The following is a 26,660-nucleotide window of genomic DNA, read 5'->3' on the forward strand; positions in this document are numbered from 1 at the left end:
ATCGCGCGCAAGCGCGCTCCTACAGCGGCCGCGGCACGCCGACCGCCGGTGTGAGCGGACGGCCGCAGCCGGGCCGTTGGCCGAGACTACACGCTGCGGCCGCGGAAGAACGAAATGATGGCCAGGATCAGGAAGATGATGAACAGGATCTTCGCGATGCCTGCGGCCGTACCCGCGATACCGCCGAAACCGAAGATGGCCGCGATGATGGCGATGACCAGGAAAACCAAGGCGTAGTGCAGCATTGTCGTTCCTCCCTTGAGGGTTTGCCGTTCCATTTAGGCGCGGCCTCCGCGCAGGGGGTGTGAAGCAAAACGCCCCGCCACACCATCCATTCATCTAACCCCGGCAGCTATGGGAGCGCGCTTGCGCGCGATGGGGCTTGTGGCAGGCACCCATCGCGCGCGAGCGCGCTCCTACGGGTTCACGCAGAAATCACGCGTGGACTTTGGGGTTCAGTGAATAAGTGCCGGTAATCACCGCCTCATCCACCACGTGACCCTTGATCACGTCGCGCAATTCGGCCAGGTTGAAGCCGTTCTCCAGCTCGACCGTTTCCACATCCAGCGCATACACGTGGTAGTGGTAATGGTGCCGGATCGAGTCGTTCCACGGCGGGCACGGGCCGTCGTAGCCGTGGTAGTGGCCTTCCATGTCCGCATCGCCCTTGAACCATTCGGTGTAGCTGTTCAGGCCTTGCACCGAACCCGGGGGGCCGATCAGGTCATGCTTGATCTTCCCGTTGCCCTTGCCGCGCGGGACGATGCCCTCGCCACACGCGCCTTCGGCCAGTTCACGGCATTCCAGCGGGATATTGGCCATGAGCCAGTGCACGAACTCCACGCGCGCCAGGTTGCGCGGCACCTCACGACCTTCGACGTTCACGTCATCCGCCTTCGAGGGCACGTTGGTATCGATCACCGCGATGACGAACGACTTCGCCTTGTCGGAGACCTCGGTCCAGGCCAGGTGAGGGGTGGCGTTGCCGCCGGGCTTGATCGGCGGCGTTTCGCCCTTGGCCGGGCCCATGAAGGCGTTCTTTTCCGGAACCGGCTTGCCGTTCTCGATGCTGTCGCTCTTAAGTCGCATGCTGCTCTCCTTCTACTTCTTATAGGTAAGGCGGTAGATCTCGCCCAGCGTGGCACCGCCGATGCGAAGGCAAGGTCAGCGGGCGATGGCGTCGAAGCGGGCGGCGATGTAATCGTCGGTGAAGCTGGTCATGCCGAAATCACGGATGAAACCGCAATGGCCGCCGTAGTTCGCAATATCAAGCTCGACATTGGCCGGCAGGTCGAGTTGATCGAACGCCGCGACCGGGATGACCGGATCATCCCGCGAGGTAAGGATGGTGGCGGGGATATGCAGCCCCTTCAGCCGATCACCGGCGACGGAATAGCCATCCAGGTAACCTTCAAGCGATCCGAAGTCGGTATGGCGCAGTACCAGCGAGCGCGTCAGGTCGCGCATGTTCTGGTTGAGCTCATCCAGCTCGAAATAGGTCTGTTGCGGGAACGCCTGCTGCTTCTGGCGCAACGAGCGGCGCCACTTGCGCATGAAGTACGCCTGGTAGATCCACGGCGCATCGCTTTCCAGCGAGAACAGGCCTTCGGCCGGATCGATGATCGGGCACACGGCCAGCACGTAATCCAGCGGCACCGCCTCGCGGGTGGCCAGCATGGCGGCGCGCAGGGCGAAGTTGCCGCCGAGCGAGAACCCCGCCAGGCCCACGGCCTTCGCCGGGAACATGCGGCAGATTTCGCCCAGCGCCACGACCACTTCGTCGATGCGGCACGAATGGAACAGCGCTTCATTCAGGCCATGGCTGTCGCCGTGGTCGCGGAAGTTCAGGCGAAAGATGTCCCAGCCATCCTTGAGCAGGCGGCTGCCGGTCTGCAGCACGTAGGTCGAATCGACGCTGCCTTCCCAGCCGTGGAACAGGATGGCCAGGCCCCGCGACTCGCGGCCGGTGGCCTGGGCGGTGTAGCGCCCGCTCAGGCGGTCGCCGTGGCCCACATCCACCAGCACCTCGCGGGCTTCTTCCTGGACCTGGTGCGCGCGCTTGGGCAGCAGCCACCGGCGGATGCCGCTGGACGAGAGCATGGTCTGGATATGGCCGCTGCGCAGCGGCCACGGCGGGTGGAAATCGGCGCCCGTTGGCAGGCTCATGCCGGCGTATCGGTATCCAGCGCCAGCGCGATGCGCTCGCGGGCCGTCTCGGCCATGCGCCGACGGCCGTCGGCGGACACGGCCACGGGTTCGAGAAAGTGCACTTCCACATCCAGCGGCGGGCCACCGAGCAACCGCACGATGTTGCCCACGAAGCTTTCGTGCTCGCGGAACCCGGCATCGATCACCCGCCGGCCATGCCTGGCAAAGCGCAGGGCGACGGGCTGGACCGGAACATCGGCATCGAGCGCGGCCTGGAAGATACGCGCGTGGAACACACGGAGCACGCCGTTGTGGCCCGTGCCGCCTTCGGGAAACACCGCGACCGAGCGGCCCGCCTTAAGGCGCTCGACCATGACCGCCATGACGGAAGCCAACGAGTGGTTGTTGCCGCGGCGGTGGAAAATGGTACCGCCCTTCGCAGCCATCCAGCCGACCAGCGGCCAGCGGGCGATCTCGGCCTTGGCGACAAAGCAGGCGGCGCGCTGGGAATGGAGCAGCACGATATCCAGCCACGAGGTGTGGTTGGCCACGAACAGCACGGCATCGGGCAGCGGCGTACCTTTGCGGTAGACGCTAAAGCCGAATATCCGCAGCAACCACGTCGACCACAGGCGGATGGCCCGGTGCGCCAGCGGCTCCCGGCCGTTTTTCATCACGGCCGTGGACCAGCTCAGGATGAATGCGCAGATGAAAATCGCAAAAACGATGTGCGCGATAACCAGCGGCACGCGCCACAGGTAGCGCAACGGGCGCATGCGGTCGCGTGGGGCGGGATTGGCGGTGGCAGCTTCCATGGAGCGCACAAGATTAACGACGCGGCGACGCCGCCGCTAGAGCGATCTTAATTTCTTCTTAAATGACGTGTATTTGTAGGAGCGCGCTTGCGCGCGATCGGGGTCCTGGCGAGTACCTATCGCGCGCAAGCGCGCTCCTACAGGGGCCTTGCGTTGGCCAGGGGCAGGGCTGTGCTGGCCTTGACGGTGCGCAGGACGAAGCTGGTGTTCACGTCGGCCACCCCGGCCGCATTGAGCAGGCGATCGAGCAGGAAGGCCGAGAAGCCGTCCAGGTCGGCCACGTACACCTGGAGCAGGTAATCCATGTCCCCGGTCAGCGCGTGACACGCCACGACTTCGTCCCAGTCGGCCACCGTGGCGGAAAAGGCGGCCACGGCCTCGCTCTCGTGCCGGGAGAGCTGGACGCGAACAAATGCCTGCAGGCCCAGGCCGATCGCCCGCGGCTCCAGCCGGGCACCGTATCCGGCGATCACCCCATCGGCCTCCAGCTTTTGCACACGGCGCAGGCACGCGGAGGGCGAAAGGTTCACCTCGGTGGCCAACTCGGCATTGCTGATGCGGCCGTTGGCCTGGAGCGTGGCCAGGATGCGCAGGTCGGTACGGTCGAGGTTGCCTTGCATGGAAATGTCGCCAGATCGATCCAGTACGCAAGATGATTGCACACTTAACGCCGCACCGTGCAACAACACAAGCCTCTTGCGCCGGATTGGCCGTAAGCTGTTGTCTTACCCACTGCAACAGCCCCAAGGAGGCCCGCCATGGACACCCCCCGTCGCGTCGAACACCAACAGACCGACCGCGGATACGTGCCCGTCTACGCGACCGGCATCGTGGAGCAGCCGTGGGCCAATTATTCGAAGACCGACCACGAGGTCTGGGACACCCTGTACAAGCGCCAGCGCGAATTGCTGCCGGCCTACGCCTGCAAGGAGTTCCTGGAAGGTGTCGAGCGGTTTGGCTTTGGCGAGGGCGGTATCCCCCGCTTTGACGACCTGAACAAGGTACTTGCCGAGGCTACCGGCTGGCAGATCGTGGCCGTGGAAGGCCTGCTGCCGGATGAGGTGTTCTTCGACCACCTGGCCAATCGCCGCTTCCCCGTGAGCTGGTGGATCCGCCGCCCGGATCAGCTGGATTACCTGTCCGAGCCGGATCTGTTCCACGACCTGTTCGGCCACGTGCCGCTCCTGCTGAACCCGGTGTTCGCCGATTACATGCAGGCCTATGGCAAGGGCGGCATGAAGGCACACGCCATCGGGCCGGAAGCGCTGATGAACCTCACGCGCCTGTACTGGTACACGGTGGAATTCGGCCTGATCAACACGGCCGAGGGCATGCGCATCTACGGCGCGGGCATCGTCAGCTCCAAGGGCGAATCCATCTACTCCATTGATTCCAAAGCCCCCAACCGCATCGGGTTCGGCCTGGAGCGGGTGATGAACACCAAGTACCGGATCGATACGTACCAGCAGACCTACTTTGTGATCGATAGCTTTGACCAGCTGTTCGATGCCACCCGGCCGGACTTTACCCCGATCTACGAAAAGCTCTCGCACGGCTCTGCCGTGGCGGCCGCCGCCGTGCTGGAAACGGACAAGGTGTTCCAGCGCGGTACCCGTGAGGGCTTCGCTTCCGGCGAAGACAACTGAAACTCAACGGCGGCCTAACGAACCGCCCCCTACGATGGAACCATCCAAGGTCGAACAGGGTGGGTCCATCGTGGTTGTCTTCGATATTCCGTTTGAGTCGGTCGGGCCGGGCCTCTGGCTGCTGCAGAAGAACGAAGCCGAATATGGCGAGTTCTGCTCGCGTGATGATGCGCTTGAGTGCGCCCTCAACGAGGCAAAGCGCCTCGAGGCACGCAATGCACTGTCGGATATCGTGTTGAACATCGAAGGCAATGACGGCGTGTGGCGTGCATTCGACACGTCCATCCGGCCCTATGCGGGGCGCATGCGCGATAGCTAAAGCCGTTCGGAACATGGAGCAAGCGACGACGGGTCGGCGAAAGCCGGCCCGTTATTTTTTTGTCAGACAAAAAACCCAGGAAAAATAAAACCCCGGCAGCCAGGGGAGGAGCTGCCGGGGTCGCGTCGGGTCCAGGCTATCAGGGGAAATAGCGGGACCCGGGACAATCGTGCGGTTCGAAAACCACCGTTTGCCAACAGGTCGCCTCTCGGCGATCGAATACTTAGATAAGGCCGGAGCCGTGAAGTTCCCGTACTACTTCGTGGCTTCGTTTGGGCTCTGTTTAACTTGGGCCGCCATCGCGTGGTCGGCGAGCCATGGCTTCACCTGCGCCACCCACAGCGCGTAGCCCTTCGGGTTCATATGCAGGCCATCCTCGATGAAGAGGTCGGCCTTCGGCTGGCCGTTTGCGTCGACCATGGCTGGGGCGACATCCAGGAATGCCACGCCCTTTTCCTTCATGGCCTGGTCGCGCACGAGCTGGTTCGCGAGATCGATCTGCGGCAGCAGGTTGACGCGGGCAATGCTGGGCTTGATCGAAATGAAAGCGATGGGAACTTGCGGATCGTAGGAACGCACTTTCGCCACGAACGCCGTGAAGTCGTCGCGCACCTGTTCCGGGGTATCGCCGTTCTGCAGGTCGTTGTCGCCGGCATACACCACAATGGCGGCCGGATGGTATGGCCTGACGATGCGATCGGCGAACGCCGTGCTGTCATCCAGGTCGGAGCCACCAAAGCCGCGATTGATCACTTTGTAACCAGGGAAATCGGTATCGAGCGTCTTCCAGAAGCGGATGGACGAACTACCGATGAAGAGCACCGCATGCTGCGGCGGCGGTGCGGCCTTGTCCGATGCCTCGAAGGCCTGGATATCGGGTTCCCACTTAGCGTGGTCATTTTCCTTGGCGGCGGCGCCGAAGGCGAGGAACAGCAGGGTGAGGAGGATCGTCAGGCGTTTCATGCCCCGACCGTAACCCGATTAGGGTTCGCGGGACAAACCCTGGCGCTCCACTGGCGTCACCTTCAGCACCGCCTCGATGCGCGAACCGTTCCACCGGTAAATGAAGTGTTCTGCCTGTGTGCACGGGGCGACGACATCCGGATAAAAGGCGGCAACGCATTCACCACCCGCATGGCGCGCACTGTCGTACACGATGCCGTTGGAGCCGGCGTCGCGCAGTTCCCGGGCAAGCTTGACGCTGGCCGCGTAGGAATCCGGATCGTGTTCGGCCGGCCATCCGCCGCGGATGTCGTGGAAGCGACCCGCGATGGACGTGCGATAGCAGCGCACCTGTACATCGGTGGGCGGTTCTTTCGTGGCGGCCATGAAGGCCTCGCGGTGGAACACCGTTTCCTCGATGGCGGTGGCAACCGTATGCGCCGCGTAAAACACACCCCAATGCCCATCGGAGAAACGGCTGCCATCGGGTGAGATATGGGCGAAGGCGGCCATGACCGGGCTCGTGCCGGGGCCGGCGATGCGACGTTCTGGCGGGACGAGGCTGAGCGCGCCTATTTCATCGCGCAGGCGGGGGTTGGTCAGCGATTCGATCTGCATCACCGCGTCGATATCTTTCGGATCGGCGATGCGATCGAACAGGCCGACGGGCGGGAAGCGGCTGGAAACAATGCGGTACGCGTGGCTCCAGCGGATGCGGCGGAGCGGTGGCGCGGCGCTCATCCGTTCCAGCCGCGCTGGGCGTCCAGGTACTGGCGGACGACGTAGAGGTCGGCGACGTTGCCGGAGAGCATGCGATCCAGCGCCGAACGGCCACCGAACAGCGCGGCGTCATTGGGCTTGCGCACCCAGGCATCGGCCTGGGAAGGATCGGGGAAGAGGATCTGCAAGTCTTTCCAGATTCCGAGCAGGTAGCTGATCCGCTCGATGACATCGCGCGAAGGCGAGCCTTCCTGCTGTTTCTTCCACTTGAAGTAGGTGGACTCGGGCGGGTCGCCCAGCAGCGTGCGCTGCTCGGCACCCTTCAGCTTCCAGTGATCGGCCAGGCTGAAAAACGCCCGGAGGGCTGGCCCGCCAAGGTCGCCGCCAGGGGTCGGTTCGGTTCGGATGGCTGGACGCATCTCAACTTCACCTGTGGAGTTGAGATGCAGTGTACTACATTCGTGGAGTTCTTGGTGTAGGAGCGTGCGAGGTTTAGCCCTTCCGTGCGGCAATCCACGCATCCACGTGCTTCTCCAGCACCGGCATGGGCACGCTGCCCATCGCCAGCACCATGTCGTGGAAGGCGCGCAGGTCGAATTTCTCGCCCAGTTGCTTTTCCGCTCGCTCACGTAGCTCGCGGATCTTCAGGTAACCCAGCTCGTACGACAGGGCCTGGCCGGGCCAGCTGATGTAGCGGTCCACCTCGTTCACGATTTCGCGCTGGCTAAGCGCCGTGTTCTCGGTCAGGTAATCGATCGCCTGCTGGCGGGTCCAGCCCAGGTGATGGATGCCGGTATCGACCACCAGGCGGCAAGCACGCCACATCTGATAAGTGAGGTAACCGAAGCGCTCATAGGGCGTGTGGTAAATGCCCATCTCTTCGCCCAGGTACTCCGAGTACAGTGCCCAGCCTTCGCCGTAGGCGGAGATGTAGCCATCGCGGCGGAAGGCGGGCAGGCCCTGCTGCTCGGCGGAGAGCGCTAGCTGCAGCGCATGGCCCGGCATGGATTCATGCAAGGTGAGCGCGGGCATGTTGAACAGCGGGCGCGACGGCAAGTCATAGGTATTCACCAGGTACACATCCGCGCCACCGCGACCGGAGGTGTAGTACGGGGCGATATCCGCCGGCACCGGCTTGATCGCAAAGCGCTGGCGCGGCAACAGCCCAAAGTACTTCGACAGGTCGCCATCCACCTGCTTGGCCACCCACGCGGTACGCATCAGCAGCTCGTCGGGCGTCTTCGCATAGAACTGCGGATCGGTGCGCAGGAAGTGCAGGAACGCCGGAAAATCGCCCTTGAAGTCGGTTTCCTTCATCACCTCGAGCATGCGCTCGTGGATGCTCGCCACCTCGCGCAGGCCAATGGCGTGGATCTGGTCGGGCGTGAGGTCCAGCGTCGTGTATTCGCGGATCTGTTGCAGGTAATACGCCTTGCCATCCGGCATCGCTTCGGCAGCCAGCGTCGGCCGCGCCTTGGGCAGGTATTCCTTGCGGAAGAAAGTGAGCAGCTTGCCGTAGGCGGGAATCACGCCCTTCGCGATCGCATCGCGGGCCTGCGCACGCAGGGCATCGGCGTCCCTCGCCGGCAGCGTGGCGGGCATGTGCTTGAACGGTTCGTACAGCGCACTGTCTTCGGGGTTCTTCAGTTCCGCGACGGCCGCGATGGAGACGTCGCGGCCATCCAGCACTGCGCGCGGTACGGTAAAGCCGCGGGCCAGGCCCAGGCGCATGTTCGCGATTTCCTGGTCCATCCAGCCGGGGATCTGCTTCAGGCGCGCCACGTAGGCGTTGTAGTCATCGCGCGTGCGCAGGTCATCGCCATGCATCACGTAGCTCACATCGGACCAGAACGCCGAATCGCTGTTGAACGGCATCTGCCACTGGCCGAAGCGCTGGGCGGCGGCCAGGTTGTAGACCTGCTCGCGGTATACCTCGAAATCGATGCGCGCTTCGTCACTCAGTTGGTTCTTGTCGATACGGTCCAGCTGCGCCAGCACGTCGTTCCAGTAGGCCAGGCGCTTGGCCTGGCTCGCCGCATCGACCGTATCCAGCCGGCCATCGCCCGGCTGTGCCTCGCCCGAGGTGAGGATGCCGGCCTGCCCGTTACGCCACGACCATTCCTTCTCGTAAATGGACTTGAAGGCGTCATCGGCCTGCTGGCTGGCGTGGGCGGCACCGGCGAAGAGGCCGGCGAAGGCGATGGCGCGGATCCAGGGGGTCATGCGGCTTCCAATGGGGACGTGGAAAGGCCTGATGATCGCATGCTGGCGAAGCGATGACCCCTGCCGTTTGTAGGAGTGCGCTTGCGCGCGATGGGGGCATGGCATCGCCGCTTCGTTGGCTTTTCGCGCGCAAGCGCGCACCTACAGGGGGGCGGTTCTTATTCCAGGCCGCCGTAGTATCCGCGGATGGTTTCAAGGAAGGTTTTCAGGTCACGGCCTGGCACATCCTTGAACGTCTCGCCGGATTCGCGCAGGGTTTCGATGCGATCGGGGCGGAAGTTGCGGAAGTCGTCGCGGTGCCGGCACCACGCCGTCAGGGTCCATGCACCGCCCCAGAAGGACAAGCACAGCGGCTCCACCTCGCGGGTACTGGCACGGCCCTGTGCATCGCGGTACTCCAGGCAGAGCACGTGCCGCTGCAGCACCGCTTCGTGCAACCGATCAAGCAACTGCGCGATCCGGTTCTGCTCCGGGTCACGCCAGATCGGCGCGAAGATCTTCGATTGCGCCGCGCGTTCGCGCAGATCCGGCGGCAACACGGCCTCGATCTTGATCAGCGCCGCCTGGGCCTGGCGGGCCAGGCGTTCGCCGGCAAAGGCACGTACAAATCGCGTACCGGCAACAAGGGCTTCCAGTTCGTCGGCCGAAAACATCAGCGGAGGGATATCCGAGCCCTTGCGCAGCAGATAGCCAACCCCGGCTTCGCCTTCGATGGGGACGCCGGAGAGCTGCAAATCGGCCACGTCGCGGTAAACCGTGCGTAGCGAGACCTCCAGGGTTTCGGCCAGCTGCCGCGCGGGCAGCGCCGTACGCCGCCCGCGCAGGGCGTTGATGATGAGGAACAGGCGATCGGCGCGGCGCATGGGCCCATCATCGCTTTCCGCGCGGCGCGCGGGAAGCGATGGAAGTCACGGCGCCGGCCCATGTCCCCGGCCTCAGGCCGCCGCCCGCTGCTGGGCGCGGGCCAGCGCCTCGTCCTGCACGGCCGCCCGGATGATGGCCGGGCGTACTTTCAGGCGGGCCACGTAGGCCTCGAACACAGGGCGTCGCGCCACCAGCCCGAAAGACATCGTGTAGTCGAGAGCATTGGCCCACAGGATGTCCGCGGCGGTGAAGCGATCACCAAGCAGCCACGGCCCTACCTGCAGCTGGGCCTCGACAAGCCCAAGCACCGTGTCGTGATCGCCATAGGGGCACGTGCCGGCCGGCGGCACCGCATTGTTCATGTACTTGTCCAGCACGGCCGGCTCGAAGCACGAACCGTAGAACGCCAGCCAGCGCAGATAGGGCCCGCGCAGCGGATCGCCCAGGCCAGGCGCCAGCCCCGCCTGCGGGAACAGGTCGGCCAGGTAATTGAAGATGGCCGGGCGCTCGGTCACCAGCTGCCCGTGGTGCGAAATGGCCGGCACCTTTCCCATGGGGTTCACCTTGAGGTACCCGGCCTGGCGCTGTTCACCGGCGGCGAGGTTGAGCACATGCATGTCGTACTGAGCCCCCAGCTCTTCCAGCAGCATGAGCGTGCTGGTCGAGCGGCTCTGCGGGCCGTGGTGGAAAACGATGCGGCTGGTATTCATTCCCTTCCCTCGTGTCTCAAAGTTGCCTGCGGTATGTAGGAGCGGGGGGGGGGGGGGGGGGGGGGGGGGGGGGGGGGGGGGGCCCCCCCCCCCCCCCCCCCCCGCTCCTACAGGTTCATTTCGATGTCAGGTAGCGACCTGGGCGCCAGGTGCTCCGGCGAGCTGTGGCGGGCTGACGAGCGGCCGGCGCGGCCTTGCCACCCGGGCGATCCGGTGCGAAGCGGTACTGGCCATCCATCAGCAGCCCGCGCTGGCCAACCGGGGCGTATAGCTCGGCAATACGTTCGAGAAAGCGGTTCATGGCTGCGCACTCCCCAGTGCTTCGGTAGGGGAGAGTCTGCGCGGGGGCTGCTGACAACGTACTGTCAGCAGCCCCCTCTGGCGCCATTCACGCAGCACCCGGACAATGCGTACTTTCGCGCCCGGGCCCTTGTGATGACGAAACCGATTTCATTGATCCAGTTCCTGATCGAAGAGAAGCGAGCTGGCCACGTTTACAGCGAGCTGAGCCTGCTGATCGAAGTGGTGGCGCGCGCCTGCAAGCGCATCTCCGTGGCCACCGGCAAGGGCGCCCTTGGTGGCGTGCTGGGTAACGCCGGCTCGGATAACGTGCAGGGCGAGGCGCAGAAAAAGCTGGATGTGATCTCCAACGAGATCCTGCTCGAGGCCAACGCCTGGGGTGGCCACCTGGCCGCGTGCGCCTCCGAAGAGATGGAAGACCCGCAGCCGATCCCCGATGCGTATCCCAAGGGCCACCACCTGCTCCTGTTCGATCCGCTGGATGGCTCCTCGAACATCGACGTGAACGTGTCGGTGGGCACCATCTTCTCGGTGCTGCGCTGCCCCGATGGCGTCACCGAACCCACCACCGAAGACTTCCTCCAGCCGGGCACGGCGCAGGTCGCCGCGGGCTACGTGGTGTATGGCCCGTGCACGCTGCTGGTGCTCACCTTCGGCCATGGCGTGCACGAGTTCACCCTGGATCGCGAGCACGGCAGCTTCGTGCTGACCAAGCGCGGCATCACCATCCCCGCCGAAACGGGCGAGTTCGCCATCAATATGTCCAACCAGCGCCATTGGGAAGCCCCGATGCAGCGCTACATTGGCGAACTGCTGGCCGGCACCACGGGCCCGCGCGGCCGTGACTTCAACATGCGTTGGGTGGCATCCATGGTGGCCGATGTCCACCGCATCATTACCCGGGGTGGCGTGTTCTTTTACCCACTGGACGCGAAAATCACCGCCAAGGGCGGCACCGGCAAGCTGCGCCTGATGTACGAGGCCAACCCCATGGCCTTCATCATTGAACAGGCCGGCGGCGCGGCCACCACGGGGCGCGAGCGGATCATGGAGCTCCAGCCCACGGGCCTGCACCAGCGTGTCCCGGTGTTCCTCGGCTCGAAGCACGAGATCGAAATCGCCACGCGTTACCACCTCGAAGCCGACCAGACCCGCGGCTGAACCCTCCCGAGATACCGACGACATGATGTCCCGCCGCCTTAGCCTGATCCCGCTCCTGCTGGCCTGCCTGCTCACGGGCTGCTTTGGCGGCGGCGCCACCAAGCCCGACCAGCGCCCCGACACTGCGGTGCCGGTGCTGGCCGCCAAACCACGCATCGGCCTGGCCCTGGGTGGCGGTGCCGCGAAGGGCTTCGCGCACATCGGCGTCATCAAGATGCTGGAGGCCAGCGGCATCCACGTGGATGTCGTCTCGGGCACCAGTGCGGGCAGCGTCGTCGGTGCGCTCTACGCCAGTGGCATGGATGCCTTCCAGCTGCAGGAAACCGCCTTCTCGCTCGATGAAGGCCGGATCCGCGATGTGCGCTTCTTCTCCGGCGGTATGGTCCAGGGCCAGAAGCTGCAGGATTACGTGAACGAACTGGTGAAGCAGCAGCCGATCGAAAAGCTGCATACGCCGTTCGCCGCCGTGGCCACCGTGCTGGAGACAGGCGACCGTGCCATCTTCGTGCGGGGCAATACTGGCCAGGCCGTGCGCGCTTCCAGCAGCATTCCGGGCGTGTTCGAGCCGGTGGAGATCAACGGCAAGCATTTCGTCGATGGCGGCGTGGTGAGCCCGGTCCCCGTGGACGCGGCGCGCCAGCTTGGTGCGGATATCGTGATCGCGGTGGATATCTCCGCCCGGCCCGATGGCACCAACCCCGCCAACATGGTCGGCATCGTGGGCCAGTCCATTACGATCATGGGCCGTAAGCTCGCCGAACAGGAACTGGGCCGCGCCGATATCGTGATCCGCCCGAAGGTCGGCCAGATCGGCCCCACGGATTTCGACCAGAAGAACATCGCCATCCTGGAAGGCGAGCGCGCCGCCCTTGCGGCCATGCCGGCGATCAAGGCGAAGATCGCGGAAAAGACGGCTGCCATGGGCAAGCCGCCCGTGCCAGCGAAGTAATCAGCCGGCTTCGATGAGCGCCAGCGCGGACTGGCGCCCCACCGAGAGCATGTCATCGGACATGGCGCCATCGGCCACCGCCCGCGCCAGCGCGAGCGAACCCACCATCGAGGCCAATACGGCGGTCGCCAGCGTGCGCCGACGCTTGCCACGCACTGATTCAGGCAATGTGGACGCGATCAGCTCCAGCATGCCGCCGACGCCTTCGGTGAACACGGCCCGTGTCTCCTCGGGACGCCGCGCCAGCTCGCTCGCGAGCGATGCGGCGACGCAGCCGTTCGCCGGGTTATCGCGGTGGTCGGCAGACAGGTAGTCGTTCACCAGTGCGCGGTAACGCTCGCCACGGGAGGTGGCCACGCGATCGGCCATGCGCTGGGTGGCCTCGGCCACGCCACTGGCGACGCATTCACGGACCAGATCCTCCTTGGAGGGGAAATGGTTATAGAACCCGCCCTGGGTCAGCCCCACGTCGCCCATCAGGCTGACGACGCCAACCGCATCGATCCCGTCGGCGCGAAACCGCTCCGACGCTGCTTCGACAATCCGCTGTCGTGTCAGCTCCTTATGGCCCTTCTCATAACGCATGCCCGTAGCCCTGTCACGAGTGCTTGCCCCACTCGGCGGGCATTGTAGCTAATCCTTGCACATTGAAATGTCGCAAGGACCGATGACTTCTTTCACATGGCGCGCCGGCGCGCGACCTCCTCCGGCGTGACCTGGCCCTGCTTCCCGCCGAAATGGCCGATCACGTAGTTCGCCAGGGCGGCCACTTCCGCATCGCTATACGCATGACCGAAGGCAGGCATATACACGTCGCTCTCGCCAATACGCATCTTCACGCCTTGCAGAATGGCCTGCGTGACGTTGGCACCCTTGGGGTCATTCACCCCGCGGGTTCCTGCGAGGCTGGCATAGCGGGTCTGCTGGCCGGCGCCGTTCCACTGGTGACAACTCGCGCACGCGCCTTCGAACAGGTGCAGGCCCATGGCGTTGGCACCGGCATCGGCGCCAGGTGCTGCCTCGCTGGAGGCCACCATCGCCTGTGCCCTGGGATCGACGACGATCGGATCCTTGCCTTCGCGCGCGGGAACCGTTCGCAGCCAGCTCACCAGCGCGGCCGTATCTTCGGGCGTAAGGAATTGCAGGCTATGCGCCACGGCTTCACCCATGGGGCCCGAGGCCGACGCGTGACCATCGGCATGGCCGGTACGCAGGTACTGCGCCAGCGCGTCATCGGACCACTGGCCGACGCCGTGCACGCCGTCAGAGGTGATGTTGTAAGCACGCCAGCCCTGTAGCACCTCGCCCGCCAATGCGTCGCCTTGCTTCATACCAAAGCCAACGTTGCGCGGCGTGTGGCACTCGCCGCAATGGCCCAGGGCGCCGGCAAGATACGCACCGGCGTTCCACGCCGGCGGCCTGGCCGGATCCGGCTCGAAACGGTGACTGCGGAAGAACGCGGCATTCCAGAACGCCATGGCCCAGCGCTGGTTGTACGGGAACCCAAGATCGTTAGGCCGGTTTTCCTGGTGCACTTTCGGCTGCGTGAATAGCCACGCCTTGATCGCCAGCACGTCGGCCCGGCTGAGTTCGGTGTACGACGTGTACGGGAACGCGGGGTAGAGGTGCTTCCCGTCGTTGCGGATGCCTTCGCGTACCGCCCGTACGAACTCGTCGTCGGTCCACGTGCCGATGCCTGTCTCCGGGTCGGCGGTGATATTGGAGGAATAGATGGTGCCGAAAGGTAGCTTGAACGCGACGCCGCCAGCGAATGGCTTACCGCCCTCGGCCACGGTGTGGCACGCCACGCAATCAGCCGCGCGCGCCAGGTAGGCACCACGCGCCACCGCGTCGGCGCCAGACGGTGCGCCCACGATGGCGGGAGCAGTGCCATCGGCCGTATCCGGACGTGTACGCCACAAGAACACCGCCGCACCGACGACGATAAGCACCAGCAGGATAATCAGCACGCGTTTCATGCCACGCCCTCCCCGCGGTTACCTGTGTCGGCAACCTGCTTCAGTGCATCGGGTTGCGCCAGCGAGGTGTGGGCGACGGGCATCTGGTGCAGGCGAATGCCCGTCGCTGCGAAGATGGCATTCGCCAGGGCAGGTGCCGTGATCGCCGTGCCCACTTCGCCGATGCCGCCCGGCGCTTCGTCGCTCTGCACCTGGTGCACCTCGACCAGCGGTGTCTCGTTGATGCGGAGGTTGCGGTAATCGTGGAAGTTGCTCTGCTGGATCGCCCCATGCTCGAGGGTGATACCGCTGTAAAGCGCGGCGCTGAGGCCGAACAGCACACCGCCTTCGATCTGCGCTTTCACCGAACTGGGGTTGATGGTGATGCCGTTATCGATGGCCGCCACGGCGCGCCGTAGCTTTACGATGCCCTGTGGCGTGACTTCAACCTCCACTGCGAGGCACACATGGCTGCCGAACGGGGAACCGACGGCAATGCCGCGCCCACAACGCGCGGGCAGCGCACTTCCCCAGCCGATCTTCGATGCCACGAGGTCCAGCACACCGAGGGGTCGCGAACCGGGAGCCATGATCGCCCGGCGGTAAGCGACGGGATCCTTGCCGGCTGCATGCGCGAGTTCATCGATGAAGCTTTCGACGACCCACAGGTTGTGCGTTGGGCCCACGCCACGCCACCAGCCGACCACGAGGCCGGGCGGCATATCGTGGCGCACCCATTCCACCAGCACGTTATCCATCACATAGGGCAGGTCGGCCGCGGATTCGATGGCATCGCTATCCATGCCATCCTTGCCCATGCCGCCGGGCAGCCAGCGGCCGAGCACCGTCCCGCTGGTGATCCTGTGGTGCCAGCCAACAGGTTTGCCACCGTCGCCCAGCGTGGCCGAGATGCGGTCGAAGTACAGCGGGCGAACGCGGTCGTGGCGTATGTCCTCTTCGCGGCTCCAGATCACCTTGAGCGGGTAGGCCACCTGTTTTGCGAAGGCGACGGCCTGCTCCACCTGGTCTGTCTCGAGCCGCCGGCCAAAGCCGCCGCCGAGGAAATGGTTGTGCAACGTCACGGCTTCGGCCGGGATGCCGCAGAGGCGGGCGGCTTCGGCGACGACGCGCGTGGGAACCTGGGTGCCGGTCCACACTTCGCACTTGCCTGGCGTTACGTGCACCGTTGCATTGAGCGGCTCCATGGGTGCATGAGCGAGCATGGGAGTGATGAACTCAGCTTCTACCCGCTTGCCGCCCGCAGGTGCATCGCCTTTCGGCTTGCGGCCCACCAACGCCGGACCATGCTGCGAGCTACGCTTCAGCGCATCGATCAGACCCTGCGTATCCAGGTTGGCGTTGACACCGGGTTTCCAGGTGATCTGCAGCGCCTCGAGCCCGCGTGATGCGATCCAGTAGTTATTGCCGACAACGGCAACAGCGTTATCCAGCTTGATGATGTCGAGCACGCCGGGAATCGCGCGGGCCGCCGTTTCATCGACGGCGCCCAGCGTACCCGCCAACTCAGGACTGGTGCGAACCGCGGCGAACTTCATCCCTGGTACGTTGACGTCGATACCGAACAGGGTGGCGCCATTCACCTTGTCGGGTGAGTCTACGCGGCGCAGCGGCTTTCCAATCAGGGTGAAATCCTTGCGCTCCTTCAGCTTGACGCCAGCCGGTTGCGGCAGCTTGCCCGCCGCATTGGCGACGGCGCCAAAACCAAGGGTTCGGCCTGAGGGCGCGTGGGTGATCACGCCTCGCGCCACACTGCACGCGGCGGCCTCCACATGCCACTGCGCGGCCGCGGCGGCGATCAGCATCTCACGTGCGACAGCACCAGCCTCGCGCAATACCTGCCATTGGCCGCGTGTGCTGGTGGAGCCACCCGTGATCTGGCCGCCACCGAGCAGGGCCTGTCCATACAATGCATCGTTGGGTGGCGAGTGCTCGATCGTGACCTGGTCCAGGCCAACGCCGAGTTCCTCCGCCAGCATCATGGCGATACCGGTGTAAATGGCCTGGCCCATTTCCACGGTGGGCATGACCAGGCGCACCTTGCCGTCAGCGTCCACGCGTATGAAAGCATTGGGTACGAAAGGCGGATTCCCGTCGGCGGCAGCAGCGGCGCTATCGGCATCCTGGCGCCTGGCGGACATGCCGGCGACGGCGGGCCCCATGCCCGCGGTCCAGAGAAAAGCGACGGCCAGGCCCATGCCCGCGCCTTTCAGCACCGCGCGGCGACCGGGATCGATACCGTCGTGATCACATCGCGCGCTCATGCCGGGCTCCCGTCGACGATGACCTGCAGGCCGGCCGGCGTCCCCGTGGCGGCCTGGTGGATCGCTTCGCGAATGCGCACATAGGTGCCACAGCGGCAGATGTTGCCCGACATCGCGGCATCAATATCGGCATCGCTCGGATGGGGCGTGCGTGCGAGGAGTGCGGCGGCCGACATGATCTGGCCGGATTGGCAATAGCCACACTGCACCACATCGAGCGCCAGCCATGCCTGCTGCACTTTCGTGCCTTCGGGCGTTGCCCCGATGCCTTCGATGGTCGTCACGGCACGGTCGCCCACCGCCGATACAGCCAACTGACAGGAGCGGACCGGTTTGCCGTCAAGGTGGACGGTGCATGCGCCACACTGCGCGATGCCACAGCCGAACTTGGTCCCGGTCAAGCCAACGATATCGCGCAGTACCCACAGCAGGGGCATGTCGGGCGGGACGTCCACCTGCCGGTCTTCCCCGTTCACACGAAGCACGATCATGCGCAACTCCTCCTGGCGGCCACAGGCGGGGCTGCGGCGTGAGCTGGGGTACGTGTCGGAAAGAGCTTACGCCGATCCGGGCGCAACGGAACGCTGATCCGGGTGGTTCGCCGACATCGCGAATGTTCATCGTTCCGCATCATCCGCCTTGCCGCTTGCACATCCTTGTGGTGCGTTTCGCGAACGAAACCACCGGTTCCCTCAGTTGTATCGGTTCACGTGCAGGTGGACGCGGCCTTTAGGACTTCGCCCGATAGGCCACGTGTCGTCGCCCCACTACGTTGTCGTCGTGCCGTGAGGCACAACCTACCGAAACGCAAGGAGGCTCCATGAAGCGCTATATACGCAACGCCATAACGCCCGCTGTTCTGATCATCGCCTTTTCCCACACGCAGGCAGCCCGCGCCCTCGACTACGACTCCGCATACGCTTATCCCGCAGGCTGTGTCGTAAGCTGGAAGGCGCAGGTGTTCAAAGCCAAGTGGTGGACTGGCCCGGGCCACACGCCTGACGAGGTCGCCAACGCGGCTAATCCCTGGGACACCTCCTGGGAAATCGCCGCGCAGGGAACGCCCACCGGGTGCCCGAACGAACAAGCCGTTCCGCCTGAACCGGCTCCCGGCGATCCCGGTGAACCACGCCAGGTTCTGCTCAGCACGCTGCTGGCCGACGAAAGCAGGCTGGCTGCCGCGTTCCCGATGATGGAACCGGTGCGCCGTTCCATTCGCACGCTGGATAACGCATCCGTCGAAGCCGTGCAGCCCATGCGGAAACACAACCCTGCCAACGTTCGCCGTGTGGAGGCGATCGTGGATGCGGCAAAGTTCGACTACCTGTTTCCGCTGCGCGCACCGGAATACAGCTACAACAACTTCCTCAAGGGTATGGCGAAGTTTCCGGCCGTGTGTGGCGACTACGCCACGCCCGACGAATCAGAAGCCATCTGCAGGAAGACACTTGCCACGATGTTCGCGCATGTTGCCCAGGAAACCGGTGCCCACGAAGCGTGGCGGCCCGAGCCGGAATATCGCCAGGGGCTCGTTTACGTGCGCGAGATGGGCATGACCGAACAATCCGACAGTTACAACGGCGGCTGTGGCGACGTGAACTGGGCGACTGAAGCGTGGCCATGCGGCAAGTGGGCCGACGGGCGGTTCAAGAGCTATTTCGGTCGTGGAGCAAAACAGCTGTCGTACCACTTCAACTACGGCCCGTTCTCCGACGCCATGTTCGGCGATGCGACGGTGCTGCTCGACGCGCCCGAACGCGTGGCCGATACCTGGCTCAACCTCGCAAGCGCGGTGTTCTTCTACGCGTACCCGCAGCCACCCAAGCCATCCATGCTGCACATCATCGATGGCACGTGGCAGCCGAACGCGGCAGATATCGCCGATGGCCGCCTGCCCGGCTTCGGCGTGACCACCATGGTGATCAACGGCGGCGTGGAATGCGGCGGCACCGGCCCCGAGCACGCCGCATCGGCCAACCGCATCAGCTATTACCGCGCCTTTGCGGCCACGCTGGGCGTGCCGGTTGATGAGCGCGAAACGCTGGGCTGCCGCAACATGAAGGAGTTCACCGAAGCCAGCGCCGCCGCCCTGCCCATCTACTGGGAAAACAACTGGACGACGACGCCTGGCTGCAAGCTGGTGGGTTACCAGACGGCCTTCTCGGCACTCAAGTCAGGGGATTACCTGCGGTGTGTACGCAAGGCCTTCCCCGAGGTCGAGATTGTCGATGACGTAAGCCGCGATTAGCGTAGCGGCTTGGCAGTCACGCCATCGAAGGTCATCTTGACCGGGAGGATCTTCCCATCCTTGTCGAACTCCATCTTGTCGATGGAGACGACCCGATGATTGCCATTGGTGTCACCCAGCGGATGGCGGTGATACACGATGTACCAGCTGTCATCCTTCGCCACGTGGAAAACGGAGTGGTGGCCGGCGCCGGTCGCCACTTCCGGATCACGCTCGAGGATCTTGCCGATACGCTTGAACGGGCCCGTCGGTGAATCGCCTATCGCGTAGGCCACGCAGTAGTCCGGTCCGGTCCAGCCACCTTCGGACCACATGAAGTAGTACTTACCGTTGCGCTTGAACATCAACGGGCCTTCCACGTACTCCTTGGCAGGGGTGATCTCCTTGTACACCGTGCCATCGGCCATCGGCTCGACGCCGGTGAAATCCGGCTTCAACTTGACGATGTTGGCGTGCTTCCAGCCGCCGTAGATCAGGTACCAGGTGCCGTCATCGTCGTGGAAGGTGAACTGGTCGATCGGCTGCGCGCCGTTGTAGAACGCACCCACCAGCGGCTTGCCCAGCAGATCCTTGTACGGGCCATCGGGCTTATCCGCCACGGCCACGCCGATACCGCCGACTTCCTTGTCGCTCTTGATATCGTTGGCGCCAAAGAAGAAATAGTACTTGCCGTTGTTCTTCACCACGGAAGGTGCCCACAAGGCCTTCTTCGCCCAGGGAATATCGGCGATCGCCAGTACGTTGGGGTGTTTGGTCCAGTGGACCAGGTCGGGCGACGAGAACGCGTCGAAGCCGGTCTGCTTCGCGTATTCGAGCGAGGTAGTGGGGTAAATCCAGTACGTATTGTCGAAGATCGCGGCTTCCGGGTCCGCATACCAGCCAGGGAACACGGGGTTGCCCGAGTGGCCGGGCGGCGGCGCCGCGAGTGCTGCGGTGGACGCCAGCGCGCCGATCAGCGCGAAACCCAAGGCCTTGCGAATCCCCATGTCGATCTCCCCGCTCATTTGTAGGACAAACCCCGATCCTAACCCGACCGTGAGGCTCTGTGTAGGAGCGCGCTTGCGCACGATCGCGCGCAAGCGCGCTCCTACATGGCGCAATCAGAAGCGATAGGTGGCGCTGCCGACAACGCTACGGCGCGGGCCGTAGAAGCAATCGCCGCGGGCCAGGCAACTTGCGCTGTAGGCCTGGTCGGTGAGGTTCGCAGCGTTCACCGAGAAGCGCCACGGGCCCTGCGTCCACGCCACCATGGCATCGAACAGCGTCTTCTTCGGGACAGTCAGCGTGCCGGTCTCGTCATGGTTCACGCCAATGTAGCGCACACCGGCACCGAAGCTCAGGCCATCACTATCGGCATCGTTCACGTGATACACGGCCCACGCGGATGCCTGGTGCTTCGGCAGTCCGGCAACGATGGTGCCGTCGCTCGGGCGTGCCTTGGTCCAGGTATAGGTGCCAATCAGATCCACGTGGTTGGCGAATCGCGTGGAGCCCTCCAGCTCCACGCCACGGGTGCGCGCACGGCCGGCCTGAATCTGGTTCAGCGGATTGACCGGGTCCGGCGCCAAACGGTTCTCTTCCCGCAGATCGTAGTAAGTGGCGGTGATGAGTGTCGGGCTACCAACCGGCTGGTACTTCACGCCCGCCTCGTACTGCTTGCCACGCAATGGCTCGTACGGCCGGTTGTAGAAGTCCAGGCTATCCAGCGGCTGGAACGATTCGGTATAGCTCACGTAGGGCACGATGCCATTATCAAAGCGGTACATCAGGCCATAGCGTGCGGTGGTGGCGTTATCCACCGAGCGGTCGTCACCCGTGGTGAGCGTGGCACGGTCATGCCGGAAGCCCACGGTGCCGATCCAGTGCTCTCCCCAGTTGATCTGGTCCTGCACGTACAGGCCGGTCTGCTTCGATTGGCTGTTGGCGATCGGGAAGACATCCGGCGCCACGAAACCGTTGCCATACACCGGGTCGTACAGATTGAACGGCGTGGCGTCGTAACCGTTGCCCTGGCGGCTATCGGTATGTGAGCGGCCCATATCCAGGCCCATCAGCACGCGGTGCTGCATACCAAGGAAATCGAAGTCGGCCTGCACGTGCGTATCGGTGACAAGGCGCTTGTGCCGGTCCTGCGAGATATAGCTGTAGCGGCCCACGGTGCTGGCCGTGTCGTCCAGGAACGGATACACGGGATTCGAGTACACATCCGGGTACAACGTGCGGTAATCGACATCGTCATGCGAGTAACGCAGGTTCGTCTCGAACTTCCAGGTGTCATTGAAGCGGTGTTCGAAGAACGAGCTGATCGAGCGCTGCTGCGTGTCGTAGCGATCGAAACCCGGCTCGCTGACGAAGCGGCTGGTGGGGATTCGGCCGTTCGGATTCGGCAGCAGCGTGCCTTCGTGCGGCAGGAAATTCAGCGACGTGCCGTTATGGTCGAACTGCAGGTTGGCCAACAGCGTCCAGCGGGTGTTCTCATCCGGCTGCCAGGTGATGGAGGGCGCGATGCCCTTGCGGTCATCGGGCACATGATCGATCTGCGAGTTCGCGTCGCGGTAAACGCCGATCAGCCGGTAAGCCCAATGGCCGGCCTCATCCAGCGGGCCGGTGAAATCGAAACCGACCTGCTTGCGCGCGTTGTTCCCGACCTGCAGCTGCACCTCGTGCGCGGCATCGAATTGCGGGCGCTTGGAGGCAAGGGCGATGAGGCCACCCGTGGTGCCCTGGCCATACAGCACCGAGGATGGGCCGCGAACGATCTCCAGGTGATCCAGGAAGTACGGCTCGGTGCGCGCGTACGCGTAACCAAAGGCCTGGCGCAGGCCATCCAGGTACTGCACGAACGAGGTGCCGCGCAGGAAGGCGTCGTCTCCGCGGCTATCTACACCGTAGGCATCGGCGCGCACGCCCGCCGAGTAACGCAGCGCGTCCTGCACCGTCAGAATGCCCTGGTCGCGCATCTGGGTGCTGGAGATGACCGAGATGGCCTGCGGCGTCTCGATGATCGGTGTGTCGGTCTTGGTCGCCGAGGTGGCATCGCCGCGGGTGTAGCCGGTATCGAGTGTGGTGCCCTGCACCGAGACGGCATCGAGCTGCACGGCCTTGTCGCGCTTCTGCTGGGCCTGGTCGTCCGCCGCGGACGATGCACCGTCGGTGGCGTGGGCCAGCAGGGGGAGCAGCGCGCCAGTCAGCAGCGCGGGCAGTAATTTCTTTCGAAGGATCATGGGGTTTCCCTGGGCCAGCGGGACGGGGATGCCCAGCGCCGGCTCGTATTTGCGAATGAATCTCATTAATATATTCGCCCACCACCGGCGTTCGTGCAATATTGCGAATGACACGCATTGCCGATTAACCCGTCCCAGCGCGGCGGCGGCCGCCTGCCCTGAAGAGAGTTCCATGCCCCGTTCCACCCCCACCGGCGCGGCCGAATCGCGCCTTGCCCACGCCCTGGATGTGGTTTCCCGCACCGTCCTGGCTGCCGCCGGCGGCTACGTGGCCGCCGCGCTGACCACGGCCGGGCTGGCCCGCTGGTTGCCGTTGCCCCGGGTCGAGGCCGTCATGGCCGGCATGTTGGGCTCGTTTGCGATCTACGCGACGGTCGCGATCTTTGCATTTGCCGTGGTCCGCGCGTCCCGCGCGTGGTTCTGGACCAGCGTCTACTGCGTGCCGCTTGCCGCGGCGCTTTACCTGTCCATGCACGGGGGTGGCGCATGAACGGCGGGCTGCGGCAATCCATGGCGTGGCTGCATACCTGGGTCGGCCTGCTTTTGGGCTGGCTGCTGTTCCTGGTGTTCCTCACCGGCACCGCCGCGTATTTCCAGGATGAGATCACCCGCTGGATGCAGCCCGAAGTACAGGGGCAGCGCCATATCGAGGCCGGCGCCGAGGGCGCTATCGCTTATATGCAGCAGCACGCGGCGGATGCAGAACAGTGGTCCATCGAGTTGCCCGGGCCGCGCGCCGTGGCCACGACAGCGTTCTGGAAGGAGAAGGGCGAGACCTTTGCGCAGTGGCGCGATCACGCGTTCCTCGTGGATGGGCAGGGCCACAAGGTAGACGCCCGCGACACGCTCGGCGGCTGGCGGCTGTACCGCATGCACTTCGATCTGTACTACCTGCCGGTGCTATGGGCACGCTGGGCCGTGGGCCTGGCGGCCATGTTCATGCTGGTGGCCATCATCAGCGGCGTCATCACGCACAAGAAGATCTTTTCGGACTTCTTCACCCTGCGCTTCGGCAAGGGACAGCGCTCGTGGCTGGATGGGCACAACCTGAGCGCGGTGCTCGCGCTGCCCTTCCATCTCATGATCACGTACACGGGGCTGGTCACCCTTGCCGCCCAGTACATGCCGTGGGGCGTCGCCGCGGCGTATGACAACCGGGCCGCTTACTACGCCGATGCGTTCGGTGCGGATGAGTCCCCCAAACGCTCCGGCACGGCGGTACCGATGGCCTCGATCACCGCCATGATCCAGAAAGCCCGTGACACCTGGCACGGTGCCGAGCCCGGCTACATCTTCGTGCCCGTCCCCGGTGATGCAAACGCGGTGGTGAAGCTCACCCGCGCCACCGGCGAGGGCATGGATACGCGCGGCGAGACGCTGACCTTCGATGCCAGGACCGGCGTGATGCATGCGCGCCCACCGGCGCGCGGTGGGGCACGCGAGACCGAGAGCGTGATGGTGGGCCTGCACGCGGGCCGCTACGCACCGCTGCTGCTGCGCTGGTTCTACTTCCTTTGCGGACTGGCGGGGACGGCCATGGTCGCCACCGGCCTGGTCCTGTGGACCGCCAAGCGCCGGCTCCAGTTGCCCGACCCGGAGCGACCCTACTTCGGCTTCCGCCTGGTCGAGCGCCTGAACGTAGCGACCATCGCCGGCCTGCCGTTCGGCATCGCCTGCTACTTCCTCGCCAACCGCCTGCTGCCGGTCGAGATGGCGCAGCGCCCCAGCTGGGAAACGAATTGGCTGTTCATCGGTTGGGGCGCGCTATGCGTCGTCGCCACCCTGCGGCCGGTGAAGCGTGCATGGGTGGAAACCCTGTCCGTCGCCGCCGCCGGCTTCCTCGCCGTGCCCGTGGTCGACATGATGACGACGAACCGCGGCCTGTTCGCCAGCCTGTGGCGCGGTGACGTGCTGTTTGCCAGCTTTGACCTGATGATGCTCGTGTTTGCCGGCCTGCTGGGCTTCTGCGCGTGGAAGGTGCACAACCGCAAGGAGGTGGTGCGGGTCCGCCGGAAGAAGGAGGCCGTCGCATGATGTTCCTGTGCGTCGTCACCGCGCTGCTCGGCTTCGCCGCGCTCAGCATGGGCATGTCGCGGCACCAGCGCGATGTACTCGGCAAGGCGCTGCCTGCTTCAAAGACGAAGCTCGTGAGGATCGCGGGTTGGGCCTTGCTCACCGCATCGTGGGCCGCCGCCATCACCAGCGATGGCGCCGCGTTGGGCTCGGTGTACTGGATCGGCGCACTGACGTTCGGTGCGCTGATCGTGGCCTTCTCGGTTACCCGCCTGTCGCGCTGAGCGGTGTGCGCTTGCCCACGAGCGACCAGAGGATGCCGCGGGTGATGATCATGGGAAACACGGTGAGGTGATCCTCGCCGGGCACGGTATCGATCGTCACGCTGAGATTGGGGTAATGCTTTGTCTGTAGCTCGGCCACGAAACGCCGGTTATCGCCGATCATGTCGGTTTCGTCATTGAAGCGGTGATCGTTCTTGTTCTTGCTGAGCGTTTCGAACCCACCCAGCAACACCAGCACCCTGGCCGGCAGATCCTTACGCGAGGCCAGCGCTTCGCGCATGCGCGTGAACTCCACACCGTGGTCGAACTGTAGCGACGGGCTGCCAAGGATATAGTCGTGGAACATACCCGGATCGTGGATCAGGATGTCGTAGCCAAGCAGGCCGCCGTAGGAATGGCCCACATAGATGCCGCGTGACATATCCGCGCGATACGTGGATGCGACGAGCGGGAAGACGTCGTCCTTGATGAACTGGCGGTAGCCTTCCGCCTCGCCGTGCAGGACCGGGCGCCCCGGCATGTCGGATGTAAGGCCGGACGGCCCTCGTTTCGTCGGCGTGTAGTCGCGGCGGCGGCTGTACACGGGCGTGTCGCCCATGGCGTAGGAGAGGCCGACCAGGATGAAATCCTCCGTGCCATCGCCGTGATCTCCCAGCCGGCGCGCGATACTGCGGATCAAAGGGAAGGCGTAGTTCGCGTCGGTGACATACATCACCGGGTACGACCGTTCCGGGTGGTCAGCGTAGCCAGGCGGCAGGCTGACGTAGATCTGGTAGTCGCGATCGAGATTCCGCGCGTGCACGGTGCGCACTTCCGTATCGTCGAGAACGTAACGCTGCACGGCATCGACCCTCACACCGCTCACGGTCGATGCAGAAACAGGAACCGGGGTTGAGGCGAGCGAAGCCGTGGCCGTGGCCGTGGCCGTGGCCGTGGCGGGCGCGTGGGCCTGCGGTGCCTGCGAACAGCCGGCCAGGAGAACAGATACCGCCAACGCGGCGCCCCAAGTGCGACGGACCATCCGGTGTCATTCCCTGTGCATGCTGGACAGGCATTGACGCATAGATGGCCGCGCGAGTCACGCCATCAACAGGTCTTCGTAGAACGCGCCGATCGGAAGCACCGGGTGCGCGATCTGGATCTCCAGGATCCACAGGCCAGGAACCGGCGTGGCATCGAAGTCACCGAGGTTTCCCGCCTTGTGTACCGCGTGGGGGTAATCGCCGACACGGTGGCCCTTGGTCTCGTGGTTGAGGCGCCAGCCAAGCGATTCGGCCTGCTCGGTCACGTAGTCGTATAGCGCGATACCGGTGACGCCCTCGCGCCAGCGGGCCTCGCCACGGCGGAACAGCTCCCGCGCGGCCTCGGCGCACGCATGCATGACGCCGTCATTACCAACGACGAACGTATCGCCGACGTCACCTTCGTGGCCTTCGAATACAGGCCCCAGGTCGACGAAGAAGATGTCGTTCTCAGCGAGCACCGTGTCCGGAACAGAGCGTTGGCGGAACGTCTTTAGAGTATTGGCGCCGAAGCGAATGATACTCGGGTGCCAGATTCGATCCACGCCTCCGACTGCAAGACGTTCGCGCACTACTACCGCAGCGTCATGCTCCGTCATCCCGGGTGAAAGTCGACCGGCAATATCGCGCAGCGCATTCCAGGATCGCTCTCGAGCTTCCGCCATTCGTGACGTCAAGAACAATGGGCCTACGTTCTGCGCGGTAGCGTTAACCATTTGAAGAATTTTCCAAGTTGAGACATTCAAGCGGGGATCGCAGTAGTTTAGCTCTCGCCCTACAAAAGACCGAAGAATGTGCTGTTCGGGTTCTGCTCAGCTCGAGGTTTTAACAA

The 26,660-nt window shown here is 64.5% G+C and carries 28 protein-coding genes; 8 read left to right on the top strand and 20 right to left on the bottom strand.

The features are described from left to right. Positions 1 to 86 precede the first annotated feature (86 nt). The 5 genes from ABIE56_RS04125 to ABIE56_RS04145 form a co-directional block, all read right to left on the bottom strand. The gene (locus ABIE56_RS04125; protein ID WP_247331038.1) at positions 87 to 245 is read right to left on the bottom strand and encodes a DUF1328 domain-containing protein; all 159 of its coding nucleotides are present in this window, start codon (positions 243 to 245) and stop codon (positions 87 to 89) included. Positions 246 to 435: 190 nt separating this feature from the next. Continuing rightward, the gene (locus ABIE56_RS04130) at positions 436 to 1,089 is read right to left on the bottom strand and encodes a YbhB/YbcL family Raf kinase inhibitor-like protein (protein WP_429242559.1); all 654 of its coding nucleotides are present in this window, start codon (positions 1,087 to 1,089) and stop codon (positions 436 to 438) included. Positions 1,090 to 1,164: 75 nt separating this feature from the next. Further along, complete coding sequence (locus tag ABIE56_RS04135; RefSeq protein WP_429242560.1) at positions 1,165 to 2,166, bottom strand: YheT family hydrolase; 1,002 nt, start codon at positions 2,164 to 2,166, stop codon at positions 1,165 to 1,167. Continuing rightward, positions 2,163 to 2,963 (bottom strand): lysophospholipid acyltransferase family protein, encoded by an 801-nt coding sequence (locus tag ABIE56_RS04140; protein WP_429242561.1) that lies wholly within the window; start codon positions 2,961 to 2,963, stop codon positions 2,163 to 2,165. The genes ABIE56_RS04135 and ABIE56_RS04140 overlap by 4 nt, the downstream gene beginning before the upstream one ends. 137 nt (positions 2,964 to 3,100) lie before the next feature. Then, positions 3,101 to 3,583: an Lrp/AsnC family transcriptional regulator gene (locus ABIE56_RS04145; protein ID WP_429242562.1), complete on the bottom strand. Its 483-nt coding sequence runs from the start codon at positions 3,581 to 3,583 to the stop codon at positions 3,101 to 3,103. 138 nt (positions 3,584 to 3,721) lie between these two features. On the opposite strand from ABIE56_RS04145, the gene phhA reads away from it, so the two are divergent. Continuing rightward, positions 3,722 to 4,609 (top strand): phenylalanine 4-monooxygenase, encoded by an 888-nt coding sequence (gene phhA / locus ABIE56_RS04150; protein ID WP_429242563.1) that lies wholly within the window; start codon positions 3,722 to 3,724, stop codon positions 4,607 to 4,609. Between the two features lie 34 nt (positions 4,610 to 4,643). Then, a complete protein-coding gene (locus tag ABIE56_RS04155; RefSeq protein WP_429242564.1) occupies positions 4,644 to 4,928 on the top strand; it encodes a hypothetical protein in 285 nt (94 codons plus the stop codon). 255 nt (positions 4,929 to 5,183) lie between these two features. On the opposite strand, the gene ABIE56_RS04160 is transcribed toward ABIE56_RS04155, so the two are convergent. The 7 genes from ABIE56_RS04160 to ABIE56_RS04190 form a co-directional block, all read right to left on the bottom strand. After that, on the bottom strand, positions 5,184 to 5,891 hold the full coding sequence (locus ABIE56_RS04160) for an SGNH/GDSL hydrolase family protein (RefSeq protein WP_429242565.1): 708 nt from the start codon (positions 5,889 to 5,891) through the stop codon (positions 5,184 to 5,186). A gap of 18 nt (positions 5,892 to 5,909) precedes the next feature. Further along, on the bottom strand, positions 5,910 to 6,611 hold the full coding sequence (locus ABIE56_RS04165) for an RES family NAD+ phosphorylase (protein WP_429242566.1): 702 nt from the start codon (positions 6,609 to 6,611) through the stop codon (positions 5,910 to 5,912). Further along, positions 6,608 to 7,009, bottom strand: a complete 402-nt coding sequence (locus ABIE56_RS04170; RefSeq protein ID WP_429242567.1) for an MbcA/ParS/Xre antitoxin family protein — start codon at positions 7,007 to 7,009, stop codon at positions 6,608 to 6,610. Before ABIE56_RS04170 ends, ABIE56_RS04165 begins: the two co-directional genes overlap by 4 nt. A gap of 73 nt (positions 7,010 to 7,082) precedes the next feature. Next, positions 7,083 to 8,813 (bottom strand): DUF885 domain-containing protein, encoded by a 1,731-nt coding sequence (locus ABIE56_RS04175; RefSeq protein ID WP_429242568.1) that lies wholly within the window; start codon positions 8,811 to 8,813, stop codon positions 7,083 to 7,085. A gap of 158 nt (positions 8,814 to 8,971) precedes the next feature. Then, positions 8,972 to 9,676 carry a helix-turn-helix transcriptional regulator gene (locus ABIE56_RS04180; RefSeq protein ID WP_429242569.1) on the bottom strand — a complete coding sequence of 235 codons (705 nt, stop codon included), beginning with the start codon at positions 9,674 to 9,676 and terminating at the stop codon, positions 8,972 to 8,974. A gap of 72 nt (positions 9,677 to 9,748) precedes the next feature. Next, a complete protein-coding gene (locus tag ABIE56_RS04185) occupies positions 9,749 to 10,387 on the bottom strand; it encodes a glutathione S-transferase family protein (protein WP_429242570.1) in 639 nt (212 codons plus the stop codon). Positions 10,388 to 10,502: 115 nt separating this feature from the next. Then, the gene (locus ABIE56_RS04190) at positions 10,503 to 10,688 is read right to left on the bottom strand and encodes a hypothetical protein (protein WP_429242571.1); all 186 of its coding nucleotides are present in this window, start codon (positions 10,686 to 10,688) and stop codon (positions 10,503 to 10,505) included. A gap of 134 nt (positions 10,689 to 10,822) precedes the next feature. Between ABIE56_RS04190 and ABIE56_RS04195 the strand changes: the two genes are divergently transcribed. Next, a complete protein-coding gene (locus ABIE56_RS04195; protein WP_429242572.1) occupies positions 10,823 to 11,848 on the top strand; it encodes a class 1 fructose-bisphosphatase in 1,026 nt (341 codons plus the stop codon). 22 nt (positions 11,849 to 11,870) lie between these two features. Further along, positions 11,871 to 12,797: a patatin-like phospholipase family protein gene (locus ABIE56_RS04200; protein ID WP_429242573.1), complete on the top strand. Its 927-nt coding sequence runs from the start codon at positions 11,871 to 11,873 to the stop codon at positions 12,795 to 12,797. Here ABIE56_RS04200 and ABIE56_RS04205 read toward each other — a convergent pair whose 3' ends face one another. The 4 genes from ABIE56_RS04205 to ABIE56_RS04220 all read right to left on the bottom strand — a co-directional run bounded on the left by ABIE56_RS04205 (position 12,798) and on the right by ABIE56_RS04220 (position 17,528). Then, entirely contained in the window at positions 12,798 to 13,382 is a 585-nt protein-coding gene (locus ABIE56_RS04205) for a TetR/AcrR family transcriptional regulator (protein ID WP_429242574.1), read from the bottom strand. It lies immediately after the preceding gene. A 92-nt stretch (positions 13,383 to 13,474) separates the two neighbouring features. Next, complete coding sequence (locus ABIE56_RS04210; RefSeq protein ID WP_429242575.1) at positions 13,475 to 14,776, bottom strand: c-type cytochrome; 1,302 nt, start codon at positions 14,774 to 14,776, stop codon at positions 13,475 to 13,477. After that, positions 14,773 to 17,037: a molybdopterin cofactor-binding domain-containing protein gene (locus tag ABIE56_RS04215; RefSeq protein ID WP_429242576.1), complete on the bottom strand. Its 2,265-nt coding sequence runs from the start codon at positions 17,035 to 17,037 to the stop codon at positions 14,773 to 14,775. Before ABIE56_RS04215 ends, ABIE56_RS04210 begins: the two co-directional genes overlap by 4 nt. After that, positions 17,034 to 17,528, bottom strand: coding sequence for a (2Fe-2S)-binding protein (locus ABIE56_RS04220; protein ID WP_429242577.1), 495 nt, complete (start codon positions 17,526 to 17,528; stop codon positions 17,034 to 17,036). The genes ABIE56_RS04215 and ABIE56_RS04220 overlap by 4 nt, the downstream gene beginning before the upstream one ends. 329 nt (positions 17,529 to 17,857) lie before the next feature. Here ABIE56_RS04220 and ABIE56_RS04225 point away from each other — a divergent pair, with 329 nt between their 5' ends. Then, positions 17,858 to 19,285 carry a glycoside hydrolase family 19 protein gene (locus ABIE56_RS04225; RefSeq protein ID WP_429242578.1) on the top strand — a complete coding sequence of 476 codons (1,428 nt, stop codon included), beginning with the start codon at positions 17,858 to 17,860 and terminating at the stop codon, positions 19,283 to 19,285. Here ABIE56_RS04225 and ABIE56_RS04230 read toward each other — a convergent pair. Then, positions 19,282 to 20,271, bottom strand: a complete 990-nt coding sequence (locus tag ABIE56_RS04230; RefSeq protein WP_429242579.1) for a glycoside hydrolase family 43 protein — start codon at positions 20,269 to 20,271, stop codon at positions 19,282 to 19,284. The genes ABIE56_RS04225 and ABIE56_RS04230 overlap by 4 nt on opposite strands. A gap of 114 nt (positions 20,272 to 20,385) precedes the next feature. Beyond that, complete coding sequence (locus ABIE56_RS04235) at positions 20,386 to 22,575, bottom strand: TonB-dependent siderophore receptor (protein ID WP_429242580.1); 2,190 nt, start codon at positions 22,573 to 22,575, stop codon at positions 20,386 to 20,388. Between the two features lie 106 nt (positions 22,576 to 22,681). Between ABIE56_RS04235 and ABIE56_RS04240 the strand changes: the two genes are divergently transcribed. The 3 genes from ABIE56_RS04240 to ABIE56_RS04250 are packed head-to-tail and all read left to right on the top strand — an operon-like array spanning position 22,682 to position 24,806. Then, positions 22,682 to 22,999 carry a DUF3649 domain-containing protein gene (locus tag ABIE56_RS04240; RefSeq protein ID WP_429242581.1) on the top strand — a complete coding sequence of 106 codons (318 nt, stop codon included), beginning with the start codon at positions 22,682 to 22,684 and terminating at the stop codon, positions 22,997 to 22,999. Further along, positions 22,996 to 24,543 carry a PepSY-associated TM helix domain-containing protein gene (locus ABIE56_RS04245; RefSeq protein WP_429242582.1) on the top strand — a complete coding sequence of 516 codons (1,548 nt, stop codon included), beginning with the start codon at positions 22,996 to 22,998 and terminating at the stop codon, positions 24,541 to 24,543. Before ABIE56_RS04240 ends, ABIE56_RS04245 begins: the two co-directional genes overlap by 4 nt. Continuing rightward, positions 24,540 to 24,806: a DUF3325 domain-containing protein gene (locus ABIE56_RS04250; protein ID WP_429242583.1), complete on the top strand. Its 267-nt coding sequence runs from the start codon at positions 24,540 to 24,542 to the stop codon at positions 24,804 to 24,806. The genes ABIE56_RS04245 and ABIE56_RS04250 overlap by 4 nt, the downstream gene beginning before the upstream one ends. Here the strand turns inward: ABIE56_RS04250 and ABIE56_RS04255 are convergent. Next, positions 24,787 to 25,827 (bottom strand): alpha/beta hydrolase, encoded by a 1,041-nt coding sequence (locus ABIE56_RS04255; protein WP_429242584.1) that lies wholly within the window; start codon positions 25,825 to 25,827, stop codon positions 24,787 to 24,789. The genes ABIE56_RS04250 and ABIE56_RS04255 overlap by 20 nt on opposite strands. A 57-nt stretch (positions 25,828 to 25,884) precedes the next feature. Continuing rightward, on the bottom strand, positions 25,885 to 26,544 hold the full coding sequence (locus tag ABIE56_RS04260) for a M24 family metallopeptidase (protein WP_429242585.1): 660 nt from the start codon (positions 26,542 to 26,544) through the stop codon (positions 25,885 to 25,887). Positions 26,545 to 26,660 lie beyond the last annotated feature (116 nt).

Origin of the sequence: Luteibacter sp. 621, assembly GCF_050435445.1 — a bacterium.
GTDB lineage: Bacteria > Pseudomonadota > Gammaproteobacteria > Xanthomonadales > Rhodanobacteraceae > Luteibacter.

Excerpts from the sequence above, each read along its gene's own strand:
- ABIE56_RS04160 (WP_429242565.1), bottom strand. The coding sequence starts at position 5,891 with ATGAAACGCCTGACGATCCTCCTCACCCTGCTGTTCCTCGCCTTCGGC.
- ABIE56_RS04225 (WP_429242578.1), top strand. The coding sequence starts at position 17,858 with ATGAAGCGCTATATACGCAACGCCATAACGCCCGCTGTTCTGATCATC.
- ABIE56_RS04215 (WP_429242576.1), bottom strand. The coding sequence starts at position 17,037 with ATGAGCGCGCGATGTGATCACGACGGTATCGATCCCGGTCGCCGCGCG.
- ABIE56_RS04145 (WP_429242562.1), bottom strand. The coding sequence starts at position 3,583 with ATGCAAGGCAACCTCGACCGTACCGACCTGCGCATCCTGGCCACGCTC.
- ABIE56_RS04125 (WP_247331038.1), bottom strand. The coding sequence starts at position 245 with ATGCTGCACTACGCCTTGGTTTTCCTGGTCATCGCCATCATCGCGGCC.
- ABIE56_RS04165 (WP_429242566.1), bottom strand. The coding sequence starts at position 6,611 with ATGAGCGCCGCGCCACCGCTCCGCCGCATCCGCTGGAGCCACGCGTAC.
- ABIE56_RS04220 (WP_429242577.1), bottom strand. The coding sequence starts at position 17,528 with ATGATCGTGCTTCGTGTGAACGGGGAAGACCGGCAGGTGGACGTCCCG.
- ABIE56_RS04130 (WP_429242559.1), bottom strand. The coding sequence starts at position 1,089 with ATGCGACTTAAGAGCGACAGCATCGAGAACGGCAAGCCGGTTCCGGAA.
- ABIE56_RS04210 (WP_429242575.1), bottom strand. The coding sequence starts at position 14,776 with ATGAAACGCGTGCTGATTATCCTGCTGGTGCTTATCGTCGTCGGTGCG.
- ABIE56_RS04235 (WP_429242580.1), bottom strand. The coding sequence starts at position 22,575 with ATGAGATTCATTCGCAAATACGAGCCGGCGCTGGGCATCCCCGTCCCG.
- ABIE56_RS04135 (WP_429242560.1), bottom strand. The coding sequence starts at position 2,166 with ATGAGCCTGCCAACGGGCGCCGATTTCCACCCGCCGTGGCCGCTGCGC.
- ABIE56_RS04255 (WP_429242584.1), bottom strand. The coding sequence starts at position 25,827 with ATGGTCCGTCGCACTTGGGGCGCCGCGTTGGCGGTATCTGTTCTCCTG.
- ABIE56_RS04185 (WP_429242570.1), bottom strand. The coding sequence starts at position 10,387 with ATGAATACCAGCCGCATCGTTTTCCACCACGGCCCGCAGAGCCGCTCG.
- ABIE56_RS04250 (WP_429242583.1), top strand. The coding sequence starts at position 24,540 with ATGATGTTCCTGTGCGTCGTCACCGCGCTGCTCGGCTTCGCCGCGCTC.
- ABIE56_RS04205 (WP_429242574.1), bottom strand. The coding sequence starts at position 13,382 with ATGCGTTATGAGAAGGGCCATAAGGAGCTGACACGACAGCGGATTGTC.
- ABIE56_RS04155 (WP_429242564.1), top strand. The coding sequence starts at position 4,644 with ATGGAACCATCCAAGGTCGAACAGGGTGGGTCCATCGTGGTTGTCTTC.
- ABIE56_RS04195 (WP_429242572.1), top strand. The coding sequence starts at position 10,823 with ATGACGAAACCGATTTCATTGATCCAGTTCCTGATCGAAGAGAAGCGA.
- ABIE56_RS04260 (WP_429242585.1), bottom strand. The coding sequence starts at position 26,544 with ATGGTTAACGCTACCGCGCAGAACGTAGGCCCATTGTTCTTGACGTCA.
- ABIE56_RS04170 (WP_429242567.1), bottom strand. The coding sequence starts at position 7,009 with ATGCGTCCAGCCATCCGAACCGAACCGACCCCTGGCGGCGACCTTGGC.
- phhA (WP_429242563.1), top strand. The coding sequence starts at position 3,722 with ATGGACACCCCCCGTCGCGTCGAACACCAACAGACCGACCGCGGATAC.
- ABIE56_RS04245 (WP_429242582.1), top strand. The coding sequence starts at position 22,996 with ATGAACGGCGGGCTGCGGCAATCCATGGCGTGGCTGCATACCTGGGTC.
- ABIE56_RS04175 (WP_429242568.1), bottom strand. The coding sequence starts at position 8,813 with ATGACCCCCTGGATCCGCGCCATCGCCTTCGCCGGCCTCTTCGCCGGT.
- ABIE56_RS04180 (WP_429242569.1), bottom strand. The coding sequence starts at position 9,676 with ATGCGCCGCGCCGATCGCCTGTTCCTCATCATCAACGCCCTGCGCGGG.
- ABIE56_RS04230 (WP_429242579.1), bottom strand. The coding sequence starts at position 20,271 with ATGGGGATTCGCAAGGCCTTGGGTTTCGCGCTGATCGGCGCGCTGGCG.
- ABIE56_RS04240 (WP_429242581.1), top strand. The coding sequence starts at position 22,682 with ATGCCCCGTTCCACCCCCACCGGCGCGGCCGAATCGCGCCTTGCCCAC.
- ABIE56_RS04200 (WP_429242573.1), top strand. The coding sequence starts at position 11,871 with ATGATGTCCCGCCGCCTTAGCCTGATCCCGCTCCTGCTGGCCTGCCTG.
- ABIE56_RS04140 (WP_429242561.1), bottom strand. The coding sequence starts at position 2,963 with ATGGAAGCTGCCACCGCCAATCCCGCCCCACGCGACCGCATGCGCCCG.
- ABIE56_RS04190 (WP_429242571.1), bottom strand. The coding sequence starts at position 10,688 with ATGAACCGCTTTCTCGAACGTATTGCCGAGCTATACGCCCCGGTTGGC.